This window comes from Streptomyces sp. VNUA24 (genome assembly GCF_029167005.1).
In the GTDB taxonomy this organism is placed as follows: domain Bacteria; phylum Actinomycetota; class Actinomycetes; order Streptomycetales; family Streptomycetaceae; genus Streptomyces; species Streptomyces scabiei.
The window spans coordinates 3,595,260-3,611,840 of sequence record NZ_CP119143.1 but is presented as its reverse complement, the minus strand read 5'-3'; the positions used below and the strand labels follow the sequence as shown (position 1 = coordinate 3,611,840).

The following is a 16,581-nucleotide window of genomic DNA, read 5'->3' as shown; positions in this document are numbered from 1 at the left end:
CCCGATCCGCAGCAGGAGTACGAGAATCATGGCGAACCCACCGGTCCAGCGCATGTCCCAGTTGATGGCGAAGACGCTGCGCGACGACCCGGCGGACGCCGAGGTGCTCAGCCACAAGCTCCTCGTCCGCGCCGGGTACGTCCGCCGCACCGCCGCCGGCGTGTGGACCTGGCTGCCGCTCGGCAAGAAGGTCCTCGCCAACGTGGAGCGCATCGTCCGCGAGGAGATGGACGCGATCGGCGCCCAGGAGGTGCTGCTCCCCGCCCTGCTGCCGAAGGAGCCGTACGAGGCGACCGGCCGCTGGGACGAGTACGGCCCCGAGCTGTTCCGGCTGAAGGACCGCAAGGGCGGCGACTACCTCCTCGGCCCCACCCACGAGGAGATCTTCACGCTGATCGTGAAGGACCAGGCGTCCTCCTACAAGGACCTGCCCGTGATCCTCTACCAGATCCAGACGAAGTTCCGCGACGAGGCCCGCCCCCGCGCCGGCATCCTGCGCGGCCGCGAGTTCCTGATGAAGGACTCGTACTCCTTCGACACCGAGGACGAGGGCCTCGCCCGGTCGTACGCCCTGCACCGCGCGGCGTACCAGAAGGTGTTCGAGCGTCTGGGCCTCGACTACCGCATCTGCGCCGCCACGGCGGGCGCGATGGGCGGCTCCAAGTCGGAGGAGTTCCTGGCCCCGGCGGGCGCCGGCGAGGACACCTTCGCGGACTGCCCCGCCTGCGACTTCGCGGCGAACACCGAGGCGATCACGTTCGAGCTGAAGCCGGTGGACGCGGGCGACACCCCCGCCCTCGAAGAGATCCCGACCCCGGACACCCCGACGATCGAGACCCTCGCCGCCTACCTCGGCGTCGAGCCCTCCGCCACCCTGAAGAACCTCCTCGTCAAGGTAGACGGCGAGATCGTCGCCATCGGTGTCCCCGGCGACCGCGAGGTCGACATGGGCAAGGTCGAGGCGCACTTCGCCCCGGCCGTCGTCGAGATGGTCACCGAGGCGGACTTCGCGGGCCGCCCCGACCTGGTCCGCGGCTACGTCGGCCCGCAGGGCCTCGGCGAGAAGGTCACCTACGTCGCCGACCCGCGCGTCGCTCCCGGCACCGCCTGGATCACCGGCGCCAACAAGCCGGGCACCCACGCGAAGCACGTCGTCGCGGGCCGTGACTTCGAGGTCGGCGCCTACGTCGACGTCGTGGTCGTCCAGGAGGGCGACCCCTGCCCGAACTGCGGCACCGGCCTCAAGCTGGACCGGGCCATCGAGATCGGCCACATCTTCCAGCTCGGCCGGAAGTACGCCGACGCCCTCAAGCTCGACGTCCTGGGACAGCACGGCAAGCCCGTCCGCGTGACCATGGGCTCCTACGGCATCGGCGTCTCCCGCGCGGTGGCCGCCCTCGCCGAGCAGAGCGCCGACGACAAGGGCCTGTGCTGGCCCGCCGAGGTCGCCCCGGCCGACGTGCACGTCGTCGCCGCCGGCAAGGCCCTGCAGACCGAACTGGCCCTCGACGTCTCCGAGAAGCTGCGGGCCGCCGGTCTGCGCGTCCTGGTCGACGACCGCGCGGGCGTCTCCCCGGGCGTGAAGTTCACCGACTCCGAGCTGATCGGCGTGCCCAAGATCCTGGTCGCCGGCCGCCGCTCCGCCGAGGGCGTCCTGGAGCTGAAGGACCGCCGTACCGGTGAGCGCGAGGAACTGACGGTCGACGAGGCGATCGCCCGCCTGACCGCCTGACCCGCACCCCGGCCGTATCCGACCGTTCCCCGACCGCACGGCGTGACCGAACGCCACCGCGGCGGGGAGCGGTCGGGGATCGCGCGTCGCGCGCGTGCCTCGTCCTGCCGTGCCGGCCGATCCCGACCGGTCAGAGCCAGCCTGCGAACTCGAGCAGCAGCTCCGCGTCCCTCGGCCGGCCCACGCGCAGCGCCCGCACCCCCGATTCCACGGCCCGGAACAGCGTCCACCCCCGCAGCCGCTCCTGATCCACGTCCAGCGACTCGGCCAGCTTCCTGATCCGCCGCCGGGTGATCGCCGCCCCCGACGGCGAGGCGATCAGATCCTCCACCCGGTCCCGCACCAGCCGGGCCAGGTCGAACGCGCACTCACCCACCACCGGGTCCGGCCCCACCGCCAGCCACGGCAACCGCTCCCCGGCCAGCACCTTGCTCTGCCGGAACGTCCCGTGCAGCAACCGCTCCTCGGGCGCGTCCGCCAGCAGCTCCTCCCGCACGGCGAGAGCGGCGTCCACCAGCGCCCCGGTCTCCCCGTCGGCGGAGCCGGAGCGCATCAGCCCGGCCTGCCGTTCGGTCCGCCCCGCCACGGTCTCGAAGACATGGGCCCCGGGCGGTTCGACCCACAGCCGCCGCAAGGTCGCCGCGGCCTCCAGCAACGCCTTCGCCTCGGGCAGCGACCGCACCGAGAGATCGGGTCTCAGCCGCTCCAGCAGCAGCACTCCGTGCCCCGCCCCGGGGTCGAGCAGCTGCACCGCGCCCCGTCCGTCCCAGTGCGCGAGGGCCGCCCGCTCGCTCTCCGGCCGGGCCCGCTCGGGCGCCACCTTGAGCACGGCGGGCGTGTCGTCGATCAGCCGGACGAGGACCACCACACTGCTGCGGCCGCCGGGAGCCTGCACCCGCTCGACGGTCAACTCGCGTAGATCCACGGCCTGTTGAAGCAGCTCGGGGAGGCTTTCCAGCCATGCGCCGGTCCCGTCACCGTCGTCCGGCCGCCGGGTCTCGGCGAGCGCTCGCACCAGCCGCCGCGGCGGTTCGAAGTCCTCGAAAACCCTGCGCGCCATGTGCGAGTCGTTCCCTTCCGGACCGTGATCAGGTGTGCGGTGTCGCCGACGGGCCGGCGGCGGCCGTCCGCTCGGCGAGACCAGGGAAGGCTACGCTTTCGCCCCGCCACCGCACCGCCCGCACCGCCGCTTCCCGCAACGCCTCGGCCGCCGCGCCGCGCCGGTCACCCTCGGATGCCCGGACGAGGTCGGAGTACACGCCGGCCACCCGCTCCTCCAGCTCGGCCGCGAGCCGTTCGGCGGAGCCGGAATCGGTCACCTGGAAGGGCAGCGCGTATCCGGCCGCCGCCGCGGTGGGCTCACCGCCCAGGTCGAGCACGGTCCGGACGAGCCGGTCCCGGCGGGCCCGGTGCGCGTCGTACGCCGAGCGTGCCTCGCCCTGCCGTGCCCGGCCGATCTTCCCGCCGACGACGCCGTACCCGTACACGGCGGCGTGCTCGGCCGCCAGGGCCGCCTGGACCGCCTTCAGCTCACCGCTGCTCACTTCGCGCCCTCCGTCAGCATGTACGCGTGCCCGGCCCCCGCCGCCGCCACCGAGGCCATCAGCCGTGCCACCTCGCCCGGCACCTCCAGCAGCGCCTTGGCCCGCCGGTCGGCGAGCCTCCGCTCGGCGGCGGCCAGCTCGGCGAGGGCGGCCCCGGGGCTGTCCGGCACGGGCGAGGGGGACGCCGACGCGGAGGGCGAGCCCGAAGGGGAGGCGGACGGCGACGCGGAGGCGCTGTTCGCGCCCTTCTTCCCGGCGCGCGCCGCCTTTCCGCCCCCGAACGCCTCGGCGTGCCGGACGACCTCCGCCCGCAGCGGGGTCAGCAGCCCGGCCAGACCGGGATGCGCGGCGACGACGGCCTCGTACCGCTCGGCGAGCGCCTCGCTGTCCCGGGCGGCACGCGCGCGTGCCCGCTCCACGGCCGACGGGCCGCTCCCGGCGACGTCCGCACGCTCACCCCCGGACGAGCACCCCGCGAGCAGGCCCGCGCCGGCGGCCCCGACGAGCAAACTCCTTCTGCGCGGCCCCGACAGGGCACGCGCCGGCAGGCTGAACGACACAGCAGACGTCCTAGGGAGGTCGTACGAACAAAGAAGCGGTGCGATCACCGTACCCGCGCAGGTGATCCAAGGTCGCCACCACCGCGCCCCGACGCGGCGCGGGGAACCGCGCGGTGTGCCGCGCACCACCCGTGTCCGCCGTCCCGCGACGGCCGTCCGGGCCCGGAGGCGGACGGCAACACCCCAGCGGAGCGGCTACCCTTTGACCTGACACGCGCCCTACCCACAACAGCACACGCGGCCGAGGAGTCACCCGGATGAGCACCACCCAGAGCGAGAGGCTGCGAGAACTGCTGGAACCGCTCGTACGCTCCCAGGGCCTCGATCTCGAAGAGATCGCAGTGGACTCGGTCGGACGCAGGCGAGTGCTGCGCGTGGTGGTCGACTCGGACGAGGGCGCGGATCTGGACGCGGTCGCCGACGTCAGCCGCGCGCTCTCGGCCAAGCTGGACGAGACGGACGCGATGGGCCAGTCGGAGTACACCCTGGAGGTCGGGACGCCGGGCGCCGAGCGCGCGCTCACCGAGCACCGCCACTACCGCCGCGCCGTCGACCGTCTGGTGAAGTTCCAGCTCCGCGAGGACGGGGAACTGATCGCCAGAATCCTGACCGTGGACGACGAGGGCCTCGACCTCGAAGTGCCCGGCGTGAAGGGCCGCAGGGCCACCTCCCGCCGGCTCGCCTTCGACGAGATCGACAAGGCCCGTGTCCAGGTCGAGTTCAACCGCAAGGACAAGAAGGACATGACGGAAGAAGAGGAGGCGTAGCCGTGGACATCGACATGAGTGCCCTGCGGGGTCTGGTCCGGGAGAAGGAGATCTCCTTCGACCTGCTGGTCGAGGCGATCGAGGCGGCCCTCCTCATCGCCTACCACCGCACCGAGGGAAGCCGCCGCCACGCGCGCGTGGAGCTCAACCGGGAGACCGGCCATGTGACCGTGTGGGCGAAGGAGGACCCCGAGGACCTGGAGGAGGGGCAGGAGGCACGCGCGTTCGACGACACCCCGTCGGACTTCGGGCGCATCGCCGCCACCACCGCCAAACAGGTGATCCTGCAGCGCCTGCGGGACGCGGAGGACGACGCGACGCTCGGCGAGTACGCGGGGCGCGAGGGCGACATCGTCACCGGCGTCGTCCAGCAGGGCCGCGACCCGAAGAACGTCCTCGTCGACATCGGCAAGCTGGAGGCCATCCTGCCCGTGCAGGAACAGGTCCCGGGGGAGACCTACCAGCACGGCATGCGGCTGCGCTCGTACGTCGTCCGGGTGGCCAAGGGGGTGCGCGGTCCCTCCGTGACGCTCTCGCGGACCCACCCCAGCCTCGTGAAGAAGCTCTTCGCGCTGGAGGTGCCGGAGATCGCCGACGGGTCCGTCGAGATCGCCGCCATCGCCCGTGAGGCCGGTCACCGCACGAAGATCGCCGTCCGTTCCACCCGCAGCGGCCTGAACGCCAAGGGCGCCTGCATCGGCCCGATGGGCGGCCGGGTGCGCAACGTCATGGGTGAGCTGAACGGCGAGAAGATCGACATCGTCGACTGGTCGGACGACCCGGCGGAGATGGTGGCGAACGCGCTCTCCCCGGCCCGGGTCTCCAAGGTCGAGGTGGTGGACCTCGCGGCCCGCTCCGCCCGGGTGACGGTGCCCGACTACCAGCTGTCGCTGGCCATCGGCAAGGAGGGCCAGAACGCCCGCCTCGCGGCCCGCCTCACCGGCTGGCGGATCGACATCCGTCCGGACACCGAGCAGCCGTCGGAGTGACGTCGGAGTGATCACCCGATCGGACGTCCGAACGGGGCGTCCGGACGGGGTGTCCGGGCCCTTTCCGGGGGCCGGGGAATAGATCCAAGCCGCACGTCGGTTGGATCACGTCAGTTATATGCGCGGCAACTGTTCGATTCTTGCCCCAAAGGGGTGAGGTCGGTGCGGGGAGGTAGACTTAGCAGTGTCTGGCCGGACGCGTGCCCGCGCATGCCCTGAACGCACCTGTGTGGGGTGCAGGCAGCGAGCGGCCAAGACCGAACTGCTGCGGGTCGTGGCGATCGAGGACGAATGCGTCCCCGATCATCGCGGTACGCTGCCCGGCCGGGGTGCGTACCTGCACCCCGCCCAGGTCTGTCTCGACCTGGCGGTACGCCGCCGGGCGTTCACGCGGGCGCTGCGTGCCCCGGGAGCGCTCGACACAAAGGCGTTGCGCCGATACGTGGAGCAGACAACAGTTGCCGAACAGGCAACACCGTAAGAAGCGTCGTACGGAACCCTCCGTACGGCCCTGGTACCCCGCGAGTTGGAAGTAGGTCGAGATTGCGATGAGCACTCGATGAGCACGCGATGAGTACGCCCATGAAGTAGCGACGGTCCGGACGCACCCGGACCTAAAAAGGAGCGAAGTGGCTAAGGTCCGGGTATACGAACTCGCCAAGGAGTTCGGGGTTGAGAGCAAGGTCGTCATGGCCAAGCTCCAAGAGCTCGGTGAATTCGTCCGTTCGGCGTCCTCGACGATCGAGGCGCCCGTTGTACGCAAACTGACAGACGCCCTCCAGCAGGGCAGCGGCGGCGGCAAGCCCGCCCCGCGCAAGGCCGCCCCGGCACGTCCGGCGGCCCCCTCTCCCGCGCAGGCCGCACGTCCGGCCGCGCCCCGTCCCGGCCCGGCCGCGCCGAAGCCGCCCGTCGCCGAGCGGCCCGCCGCCCCGGCCCCGGGTCCGCGCCCGATGCCCGGCCCCAAGCCGCCGACGCCGAAGCCCGCTCCGGCCTCCCCGGCCCCGAGCGTGCCCGAGTTCCAGGCGCCCCCGTCGGCCCCGGCCGCCTCCTCCGCCCCGTCCGCACCGCGTCCGGGCGCCCGTCCCGGCCCGGCCGCGCCGCGTCCCGGCGGTCAGCGTCCCGGTGGTCCCGGTCAGGACCGGCAGGACCGTCCCGACCGCGGCCAGGGTCCGCGTCCCGGTGGTCAGCGTTCCGAGCGTCCCGGTGGCGCCGGCGCGCCCAAGCCGGGCGGTGCCCGTCCGGCCGGTCCGCGTCCGGGCAACAACCCCTTCACCTCCGGCGGCTCCACCGGCATGGGACGCCCGCAGGCGCCCCGTCCGGGCGGCGGCGCGCCGCGTCCCGGCGGCCCCGGCGGCGCCCAGGGCGGCGGTCCGCGTCCGCAGGCTCCCGGCCAGGCTCCCCGTCCGCAGGGCGGTCCCGGTGGCGCTCCGCGTCCCCAGGGCGGTCCGGGCGGTGCCCGTCCCACTCCGGGCGGCATGCCCCGTCCGCAGGCGCCCCGTCCCGGCGGCGGCCCCGGCGGCAACCGTCCGAACCCCGGCATGATGCCGCAGCGTCCGGCTGCCGGCCCGCGTCCCGGCGGCGGCCCCGGTGGCCGTGGTCCGGGTGGCGGCGGTCGTCCGGGCGGTCCCGGTGGCGGCGGCGGTCGTCCCGGCGGCGGCTTCGCGGGTCGTCCCGGTGGCGGCGGCGGTGGCTTCGCCGGCCGTCCGGGCGGTCCCGGTGGTGCCGGTGGCGGCGGCGGCTTCGCCGGTCGTCCCGGTGGTCCCGGTGGCGGCGGCGGTCGTCCCGGCTTCGGTGGCCGTCCCGGCGGTCCCGGTGCCCGTGGTGGCACGCAGGGCGCGTTCGGCCGTCCCGGCGGTCCCGCGCGTCGTGGTCGCAAGTCGAAGCGGCAGAGGCGCCAGGAGTACGAGGCCATGCAGGCCCCGTCGGTCGGCGGCGTGATGCTGCCTCGCGGCAACGGACAGTCCGTCCGCCTGTCGCGCGGTGCGTCGCTCACCGACTTCGCCGAGAAGATCGGCGCCAACCCGGCGTCGCTCGTCGCGGTGATGATGAACCTCGGCGAGATGGTGACCGCCACGCAGTCCGTCTCCGACGAGACCCTCCAGCTGCTCGCCGGCGAGATGAACTACGTCGTCGAGATCGTCAGCCCGGAGGAGGAGGACCGCGAGCTGCTCGAGTCCTTCGACATCGAGTTCGGCGAGGACGAGGGCGGCGAGGAGTTCCTCGTCGCGCGTCCGCCGGTCGTGACCGTCATGGGTCACGTCGACCACGGCAAGACCCGCCTGCTCGACACCATCCGCAAGACGAACGTCGTCGCGGGCGAGGCCGGCGGCATCACGCAGCACATCGGTGCGTACCAGGTCGCGACCCAGGTCAACGACGAAGAGCGCAGGATCACCTTCATCGACACCCCGGGTCACGAGGCGTTCACCGCCATGCGTGCCCGTGGTGCGAAGTCGACCGACATCGCGATCCTCGTGGTGGCGGCCAACGACGGTGTGATGCCCCAGACGATCGAGGCGCTCAACCACGCCAAGGCGGCCGACGTGCCGATCGTGGTCGCGGTCAACAAGATCGACGTCGAGGGTGCCGACCCGACCAAGGTGCGCGGTCAGCTCACCGAGTTCGGTCTGGTGGCCGAGGAGTACGGCGGCGACACGATGTTCGTCGACATCTCCGCCAAGCAGGGTCTGAACATCGACTCCCTGCTGGAGGCCGTGGTCCTGACCGCGGACGCCTCGCTCGACCTGCGGGCCAACCCCCAGCAGGACGCGCAGGGCATCGCGATCGAGTCCCACCTCGACCGCGGTCGCGGTGCGGTCTCGACCGTCCTGGTCCAGCGCGGCACGCTGCGCATCGGCGACACGATGGTGGTCGGCGACGCGTACGGCCGTGTCCGGGCGATGCTCGACGACAACGGCAACAACGTCGAGGAAGCGGGTCCCTCGACCCCCGTCCTGGTCCTGGGTCTCACCAACGTCCCCGGCGCCGGCGACAACTTCCTCGTCGTCGACGAGGACCGTACGGCCCGTCAGATCGCCGAGAAGCGTGCCGCCCGCGAGCGGAACGCCAACTTCGCCCGCCGGGGCGTCCGGTTCTCCCTGGAGAACCTGGACGAGGCCCTCAAGGCCGGTCTGGTGCAGGAACTCAACCTCATCATCAAGGGCGACGCGTCCGGTTCGGTGGAGGCCCTCGAGTCCTCGCTGCTCCAGCTCGACGTCGGCGAAGAGGTCGACATCCGCGTCCTGCACCGCGGCGTGGGTGCGGTCACCGAGTCGGACATCGACCTGGCGACCGGCTCCGACGCGATCGTCATCGGCTTCAACGTCCGCGCCGCGGGCCGCGCACAGCAGATGGCGGAGCGCGAGGGCGTCGACGTCCGGTACTACTCGGTGATCTACCAGGCCATCGAGGAGATCGAGGCGGCCCTCAAGGGCATGCTCAAGCCGGAGTACGAGGAGGTCGAGCTCGGCACGGCGGAGATCCGCGAGGTCTTCAAGTCGTCCAAGCTGGGCAACATCGCCGGTGTCCTGGTCCGCTCGGGCGAGGTCAAGCGCAACACCAAGGCTCGACTCGTCCGCGACGGCAAGGTCATCGCGGAGAACCTCACCATCTCCGGTCTGCGTCGCTTCAAGGACGACGTCACCGAGATCCGCGAAGGGTTCGAGGGCGGTATCAACCTCGGCAACTTCAACGACATCAAGGTCGACGACGTCATCGCGACGTACGAGATGCGCGAGAAGCCGCGGTCGTAACCAGCGGTGGTCCATGCCGGCCGGGGGTGACCTGTTCACCCCCGGCCGGTGTGGCCGTTCCCGGGGGCTTCGCCCCCGGGCCCCGGCCCCGCTCCCGGCCCCCGGCGAACAATCCCGTCGAGGGTGTCCGCCTTTCGATGTACGGTTCTGATGTTCCTGCCCGATACAGGGGCAGGTCGTCTATCCCGTACCGGCGGGTGAACCGGACACACACATGTACGTGGGGACTCTGTCCTTCGATCTCCTGCTCGGCGACGTACGGTCGCTGAAGGAGAAGCGCTCCGTCGTCCGTCCGATCGTGGCCGAGCTGCACCGCAAGTTCGCGGTGAGCGTGGCGGAGGTCGACCATATGGATCTGCACCGCCGGGCCGTGATCGGGCTGGCGGTGGTGTCGGGTGACACGGGGCACCTGACCGACGTACTGGACCGGTGCGAGCGGCTGGTCGCGGGGCGTCCCGAGGTCGAACTGCTCTCGGTCAGACGGCGGTTGCACGGTGACGACGACTGAACGGTCGCGCTCGCACAGACAATTCGACAACCAGCAGCAACGCAGAACGAGCTAGGAGACGGACCAGTGGCCGACAACGCGCGTGCCAAGAGGCTGGCGGACCTCATCCGAGAGGTGGTGGCCCAGAAGCTGCTGCGCGGGATCAAGGACCCGCGGCTCGGCTCCCACGTCACCATCACGGACACCCGGGTGACCGGGGACCTGCGGGAGGCGACCGTCTTCTACACGGTGTACGGGGACGACGAGGAGCGGGCGGCCGCCGCCGCGGGGCTGGAGAGCGCCAAGGGCATCCTCCGCTCCGAGGTCGGCCGTGCCGCCGGGGTGAAGTTCACGCCGACCCTCACCTTCGTGGCCGACGCCCTCCCGGACACCGCCAGGACCATCGACGACCTCCTCGACAAGGCGCGGGCCTCGGACGCCCAGGTCCGGGAGACCGCGTCCGGCGCGAAGTACGCCGGTGAGGCCGACCCGTACCGCAAGCCGGACGAGGACGCCGACGACGCCGACGAGGACGACGCCACCGCATGACCCAGCAGCGCCAGAAGAACACCACGCCCGACGGCCTTGTCATCGTCGACAAGCCGTCGGGCTTCACTTCGCACGACGTCGTCGCGAAGATGCGCGGCATCGCCCGGACCCGCCGGGTCGGGCACGCGGGGACGCTCGACCCCATGGCCACCGGAGTGCTCGTCCTGGGGGTGGAGAAGGCGACCAAGCTGCTCGGTCACCTCGCGCTCACCGAGAAGGAGTACCTCGGGACCGTCCGGCTCGGGCAGACCACGCTCACCGACGACGCCGAGGGCGAGATCACGGCGTCGGTCGACGCGTCGAAGGTCACCCGGGACGCGGTCGACGCCGGTGTGGCCGCGCTGACCGGCCGGATCATGCAGGTGCCGTCCAAGGTCAGCGCCATCAAGATCGACGGCGTGCGGTCGTACAAGCGGGCCCGGGACGGCGAGGACTTCGAGATTCCCGCCCGGCCCGTCACCATCTCCTCCTTCGCCGTGTACGACGTCCGAGAGGCCGTCGCCGAGGACGGCACGCCCGTCCTCGACCTGGTGGTGTCGGTGGTGTGCTCCTCCGGCACGTACATCCGCGCCCTCGCCCGCGACCTGGGCGCCGGACTCGGCGTCGGCGGCCACCTCACCGCGCTGCGCCGGACCCGTGTGGGGCCGTACAAGCTGGACTCCGCGCGGACCCTGGACCAGCTCCAGCAGGAGCTGACCGTGATGCCGGTGGCCGAGGCCGCCGACGCCGCGTTCCCCCGTTGGGACGTGGACGACAAGCGGGCGCGGCTGCTGCTGAACGGGGTGCGGCTGGAGATGCCCGAGGAGTACGCCGAGCGCGGGGCCGTCGCCGTCTTCGACCCCACCGGCCGCTTCCTGGCCCTGGTGGAGAGCCAGAAGGGCAAGGCCAAGAGCCTGGCCGTCTTCGGCTGAGGCTCGCCTCCCGAGGGGGTGGGCGAACTGCCGGCGAACTGTGGAGCGGCGGTCACGGGCACTGCCGTTCCCGCCGCTCCACGGTTCCCCCCTCGGTTCCCCCACCCAGAGGTGTATCCATCCGCCCGGTGCTATTCACCCCTTCGTGCAGGCGCTCGGAGTGAACCGAGGGGGCGGAAGGGGGCGCGTTCGCCGCGCGATCTGTTCCGCTGATCTTCACGTGCCTACCGTCGGAACACAGGTACGACGGGGAGGTCAGGACATGGCGGTACGGGGCCGTCGGGCGACCGACGACGGCCGCCGGGCGGCGCGGGACGAAGTCCTCGTGCGGGTCGGCGATCTGGCGGGACGACCGCGCGGCACGGGATTCGTGGCCGATCACCAGGGCACGGTCGTCACCAGCCACGAGGCGGTGGACGGACTGGCCCGCATCGTGGTGCGCGCCACCGGCGACCGCGTCTGCGTGGTGAGCTCCGACGCGGTGACCGCGCTGCCCGCCCTCGATCTCGCGCTCATCCGCACCGAGGGGCTGTGCGTGGACCCGCTGCCCTTCGCCCTGCGGGACGAGGTCGCGACGGGCGCGTACGTCCGCATCGCGGCCGGCGGCTGGCGCGAGGCACGGGTGCTGGGCACGGCGGACGTCACGTACACGGCGACCGACGGTTTCCATCTGCTGCGCGACGCCCTGGAGCTGGCGATCGGCACGGCCGGCAGCGAGGCGCTGCGGCTGGGCGGGGGCGCCGCCGGCGGACCGGTCCTCGACGCGGCCACCGGCACGGTGGTGGGCGTGCTCGGCACGGCACTGGAGGCGGCGCACCGGACCACCGGCTTCGCCGTGCCCCTGCGCGACTGGCGCTCCGAGGGGCCCCTGGCCGCACTGCTCGCACGCAACGCGGCGACCGTGGCCGCCTACGGCACCGATCTGAACCTGGCCGGGGTGCTGGAGCTGACGGCCACCACCGTGGGGTCGGACGGGCCCGGTGCGAGTGCCGGGGCCGTCGCGGCGGCCGGCGCAGAACCCGTCGAACGCGCCGATGTCGTACGGGAGTTCACCGCCTTCGCCGACGGCCCGGCCACGGTCCTCGGCCTCGTCGGCGCCCCCGGCAGCGGCCGTACGACCGAGCTGGCCGCCCTCGCCGCCCGGCGCGGCCGGGGCCCCGAGCCCGCGCCCACGCTCTGGCTCCGCGGCGCCGATCTCCTCTCCGAGGACGACTCCGTGGCGGACGCGGCACGCCGCTCGCTGGAACGGGCGGGACGGATCGTGGCGGCATCGGCATCGGAGTCGGCGTCGGAGTCGGCATCGGCGACGGCCTCGGGGTCGGCTGCGAGGTCGGACGGGGCCGGGGCCCGGGTGCCGTCGGGGACGCCCGGGACGGCGGATGCCTCAGCGGCTCCGGATGACCTCTCCGCCGAGGCGGAGCGCCCTCCCTCCGGCCGGTACGGCGGTGAGCTGGGGGACATCCGGCCCGAGCGGCTCGCCCGGCTCGCCGCGGAGCGCGGGCGGCCCCTGCTGCTGCTCCTCGACGGCCCCGAGGAGATGCCGCCGACGCTTGCGCACCGGCTCGCCGAGTGGACCGACGGGACGGCCCGGTGGCTGCGGGAGAACGGGGCCCGGCTCGTGGTGGCCTGCCGTGCCGAGTACTGGGAGCGGGCCGGGGCGCACTTCCCGGCGGAGCTGCTGCACGGCGAGGCGTCCGGAGCCCAGGGGCAGCCGCTGCCCGCCTGCGTACGGCTGGGTGACCTGACGGAGGGCGAGGCCCGGCGGGCCCGGCTCCGCTACGGGCTCCCCGAGGACGCGCCGGCCGGACCCGACGCCCGGCATCCGCTCACCCTGCGGCTCCTGGCCGAGGTACGGGCGGCGCTGCCGGACACCCCGGCCGGGCGGCCCGGCGAGGATGGCGCCTCCGCCGGACCGCCCGGCCGGGACGAGGTGCTGGGTGCCTACCTGGATCTGATGTGCCTGCGCGTCGCCGTGCGGCTCGCGGCGGTGAACGGTGTCCGGGGGACGGCCGTACGGCGGCTCGCGGCACAGGTCTCCGGCCAGGTGCACGAGGCGGCCCGACGGTGCCTCGGCCCCGGGCAGGGAGAGCTGGACCGGGCGGCGTTCGAGGCGCTGTTCCCCTGGGGGCCGGTGCCGGGCGGCCGGCTCGGCGGCACCACCGGCTGGGCCTCCGCCGTGCTCACCGAGGGGCTGCTCGTCCCGGCGGGCGAGGGCTACCGCTTCGCCCACGAGGAGCTGGCCGACTGGATCCAGGGCGCCCACCTGGACCTCGACGCGGCCCTGCACGCGCTGGTGCACCGGGGCTGGACCGCACAGGACGAGGCCCGGCGCGGCTGGGGCACGATGCCGTCCCAGGCCCGGGCCCGCCGCCACGCCCGCCGGGCCACCCGCAATCTGCCCGTGCCCCGCCACCGCGTGGGCCCCGTCGTGCACGCCCTCCTCCTTCTCGGTCGGCAGCAGGGACCCACCGAACTCGCCGGACGCCTGGAGGAGTTGCTCGACGCCCTGGACGCGCTGCTGCCGCCGGGTTCCGCCGCACCCGACGACCCCACCTGGTGGGCCGCCCGCCTCCTGGCCCAGGTGCTGCTCCGGGCGCCCGACGCGACCCCCTACAGCCGGGTGCTGCGTTTCCTGACCGAGCGGATCGGGGCCTGGCGCGCCCAGGGCCGGGGCGTACCGGGGGAGTTCGGGCCCGACTTCTGGGCGGAGCTGCCGCTGCCCGAGGCGGAACGGTTCGACCTGCTGCGCCGCCTGGTCGTCGCCGACCCGGCCACCGGTGAGGGACCCCGCTACCTCGATGTGGTCTCCCGCCTCCTCGCGGCCCGCCCCGCCGCCGTACAGCCGTTGCTCACCCGCTGGTTCCTCGACGACACCCCCCTGGTCGCGACGCCCGACGCCACCGTGGCGACGGCCGCGCAGGCGCTGCTGCACACCCATCGGCGGTGCGCGCTGGACGACCTGACCGAGGCACTGGTCGACAGCGCGCACCGGCGCGGCGACGAACTGCTCGCCGTGCTGTCCGAGGAGGAGCCCTCGGCGGTCTGCCGGGCCGTCGACCGATGGGCGCACGACGACCGCCCGGCCCGCCGGGTCGCCGGGCTCACGTACGGGCTGCGGACCGCCGCGCACGTGAGCACCGAGGCCGACCGCGGACTGCTGCGCTACGCGGCGCTCGCCCTGCTGGGCCGCCCCGCCGACGTCACCCTGCACAGTGGCGCCCTCGCCCTGCTCGTCCAGGATCCGCTGACCAGGCCGCGATATCTGCCGCAGGCGCTGGAGCGCTTCGCGGCCGGGGACCCGCACCTGCCCGCGAGCGCCCTGGCCGGCGCGCTCGCCACCCACCCGGACCCGGTGCTCGACGCCTTCCGCACCCGGCTGCGGACTCCCGGTGCCGAGGGCTCGGACGGCGAGGCCCTGCGCACCCTCGCCGAGGTCACCACACCCGGCCTCGCGCGCCGCGTCACCGTCCTGGTGCGTGAGGTCGTCGCACTGCGTCCGGAGATCGCCGGACACGTGGCCGCGTACGTCGACCGGAGGCTGGAGCACGGTCCGGGCACGCGCGCCGTACTGTTCCCGCTGGTGAGCGGTCTGATCGTCGAGGGGCCCGTGCAGGTCCGCGCGGCCCTCGCGGCGGTCGTCGCCGAGCCGGGCACCCCTGCCTCCGGCCCGTTGCGCCGCGAACTGCTCGACCTGGTGATGGCGACCGAGCGGGACCCGTCCGTCCTCGACGCCCTCCTGCGGGCGGCCGCCTCGCGCGGTGTGACCACGGACGCGCGGGGCACGAGGCCGGCCGCGGACGTCGCGGCCACACGCGCGCTGGTCCACCAGGTGGGGATGCTGCTCGTCCGCACCCCGGAAGGGGCCACCCGGTTCGACTGGGCGCTCGTCGACCTGGCCCGTCATGTGCCGGGTTTCGCGGGGCTCGTGGCCGGCTGGCTCAACGGCACCCCTCAGGAGTGGGCGGCGGTGGTCGGGCCGAGCACCCGGCGGATGATCGAGAACCTGGCGGGGGTGCGGGGGGTGCGGGTGCCCGCGTGAACCGGCCCGTCCGCCTGCGGTCCGGGCCACGGCCGCCCGTGCTCCGGGTCACAGCCAGGATGCCGATGCGGGGCGAGGGCACCGGGCATGGCACCCTTAGTCCTGCGTAAGGGATAGGCGTCAATACGGACACGGGTTCGACGAGGAGCGGTCACAGTGCAGCGCTGGCGTGGCTTGGAGGACATCCCCGAGGACTGGGGGCGCAGCGTCGTCACCATCGGTTCCTACGACGGGGTGCACCGTGGGCACCAGCTGATCCTCCGGCACGCCGTGGAACGCGCCCGGGAACGAGGCGTTCCCGCCGTCGCCGTGACCTTCGACCCGCACCCCAGCGAGGTCGTGCGCCCCGGCTCCCACCCTCCGCTGCTCGCCCCGCACCACCGCCGTGCCGAACTCATGGCCGACCTGGGCGTGGACGCGGTGCTGGTCCTGCCGTTCACGGCCGAGTTCTCGCGGCTGTCCCCGGCCGACTTCGTCGTCAAGGTCCTGGTCGACAAGCTGCACGCCAAGGCCGTCGTCGAGGGCCCCAACTTCCGCTTCGGCCACAAGGCCGCCGGAGACGTGGCGTACCTGGCCGAGCTGGGCAAGACGTACGACTTCGAGGTCGAGGTCGTCGACCTGTTCGTCACGGGCGAGGCGGGCGGCGGACAGCCGTTCTCCTCGACCCTGACCCGCAAGCTGGTCACCGAGGGCGACGTGGAGGGCGCGCGCGAGATCCTCGGCCGCCCCCACCGTGTCGAGGGCGTCGTCGTCCGTGGGGCGCAGCGCGGGCGTGAACTGGGCTTCCCCACGGCCAATGTGGAGACGCTCCCGCACACCGCGATCCCGGCCGACGGCGTGTACGCGGGCTGGCTGCACGTCGACGGCGAGGCCATGCCCGCCGCGATCTCCGTCGGCACGAACCCGCAGTTCGACGGCACCGAGCGCACGGTCGAGGCGTACGCCATCGACCGTGTCGGACTCGACCTCTACGGCCTCCACGCCGCCGTCGACTTCCTCTCCTTCGTGCGCGGCCAGGCGAAGTTCGACTCGCTGGACGCGCTGCTCGTGGCGATGGGCGAGGACGTGAAGCGGTGCCGGGAGCTGATCGGCTCGTACCGGCCGGAACAGCCGGAATAACCGGAGCAGCCGGAGCGACCGGACCTGTCGGTCGGAGCCGTACCCGGAGCCCGCAGACGAGAGGGCCCGTACCGTTCGTGATCCATGAACGGTACGGGCCCTCCGGCTTGCCCGGCTGCTGCGGCTGCTCCT

13 protein-coding genes are annotated in these 16,581 nt (G+C 73.3%); 10 read left to right on the top strand and 3 right to left on the bottom strand.

Annotated elements, in window-relative coordinates; all coding sequences use genetic code 11:
• Positions 1-28 precede the first annotated feature (28 nt).
• A complete protein-coding gene (locus PYR72_RS14970; RefSeq protein ID WP_275455816.1) occupies positions 29-1,732 on the top strand; it encodes a proline--tRNA ligase in 1,704 nt (567 codons plus the stop codon).
• A 130-nt stretch (positions 1,733-1,862) separates the two neighbouring features.
• Here the strand turns inward: PYR72_RS14970 and PYR72_RS14965 are convergent, their stop codons facing one another.
• Genes PYR72_RS14965 through PYR72_RS14955 form a run of 3 tightly spaced genes read right to left on the bottom strand, consistent with a single transcriptional unit; the run spans position 1,863 to position 3,836 of the window.
• Positions 1,863-2,792, bottom strand: coding sequence for an aminoglycoside phosphotransferase family protein (locus tag PYR72_RS14965; protein WP_275455815.1), 930 nt, complete (start codon positions 2,790-2,792; stop codon positions 1,863-1,865).
• Positions 2,793-2,820: 28 nt separating this feature from the next.
• Positions 2,821-3,276, bottom strand: coding sequence for a ferritin-like domain-containing protein (locus PYR72_RS14960; protein ID WP_275455814.1), 456 nt, complete (start codon positions 3,274-3,276; stop codon positions 2,821-2,823).
• Positions 3,273-3,836, bottom strand: a complete 564-nt coding sequence (locus PYR72_RS14955; RefSeq protein WP_275455813.1) for a hypothetical protein — start codon at positions 3,834-3,836, stop codon at positions 3,273-3,275. The genes PYR72_RS14960 and PYR72_RS14955 overlap by 4 nt, the downstream gene beginning before the upstream one ends.
• A gap of 257 nt (positions 3,837-4,093) precedes the next feature.
• Between PYR72_RS14955 and rimP the strand changes: the two genes are divergently transcribed.
• The 9 genes from rimP (at position 4,094) to PYR72_RS14910 (ending at position 16,449) form a co-directional block, all read left to right on the top strand.
• Positions 4,094-4,603 carry a ribosome maturation factor RimP gene (rimP, locus tag PYR72_RS14950; protein WP_275455812.1) on the top strand — a complete coding sequence of 170 codons (510 nt, stop codon included), beginning with the start codon at positions 4,094-4,096 and terminating at the stop codon, positions 4,601-4,603.
• A gap of 2 nt (positions 4,604-4,605) precedes the next feature.
• Entirely contained in the window at positions 4,606-5,592 is a 987-nt protein-coding gene (gene nusA, locus PYR72_RS14945; RefSeq protein WP_013000332.1) for a transcription termination factor NusA, read from the top strand.
• Between the two features lie 184 nt (positions 5,593-5,776).
• Positions 5,777-6,073 (top strand): YlxR family protein, encoded by a 297-nt coding sequence (locus PYR72_RS14940; RefSeq protein WP_162934779.1) that lies wholly within the window; start codon positions 5,777-5,779, stop codon positions 6,071-6,073.
• Positions 6,074-6,221: 148 nt separating this feature from the next.
• Entirely contained in the window at positions 6,222-9,344 is a 3,123-nt protein-coding gene (infB, locus tag PYR72_RS14935) for a translation initiation factor IF-2 (RefSeq protein WP_275455811.1), read from the top strand.
• Positions 9,345-9,558: 214 nt separating this feature from the next.
• Complete coding sequence (locus tag PYR72_RS14930) at positions 9,559-9,852, top strand: DUF503 domain-containing protein (RefSeq protein WP_013000329.1); 294 nt, start codon at positions 9,559-9,561, stop codon at positions 9,850-9,852.
• Between the two features lie 66 nt (positions 9,853-9,918).
• On the top strand, positions 9,919-10,380 hold the full coding sequence (gene rbfA, locus PYR72_RS14925; RefSeq protein ID WP_275455810.1) for a 30S ribosome-binding factor RbfA: 462 nt from the start codon (positions 9,919-9,921) through the stop codon (positions 10,378-10,380).
• Positions 10,377-11,291 carry a tRNA pseudouridine(55) synthase TruB gene (truB, locus tag PYR72_RS14920; protein WP_275455809.1) on the top strand — a complete coding sequence of 305 codons (915 nt, stop codon included), beginning with the start codon at positions 10,377-10,379 and terminating at the stop codon, positions 11,289-11,291. Before rbfA ends, truB begins: the two co-directional genes overlap by 4 nt.
• Positions 11,292-11,553: 262 nt before the next feature.
• A complete protein-coding gene (locus PYR72_RS14915; protein ID WP_275455808.1) occupies positions 11,554-15,330 on the top strand; it encodes a trypsin-like peptidase domain-containing protein in 3,777 nt (1,258 codons plus the stop codon).
• Positions 15,331-15,486: 156 nt separating this feature from the next.
• Entirely contained in the window at positions 15,487-16,449 is a 963-nt protein-coding gene (locus PYR72_RS14910; RefSeq protein ID WP_275455807.1) for a bifunctional riboflavin kinase/FAD synthetase, read from the top strand.
• Positions 16,450-16,581 lie beyond the last annotated feature (132 nt).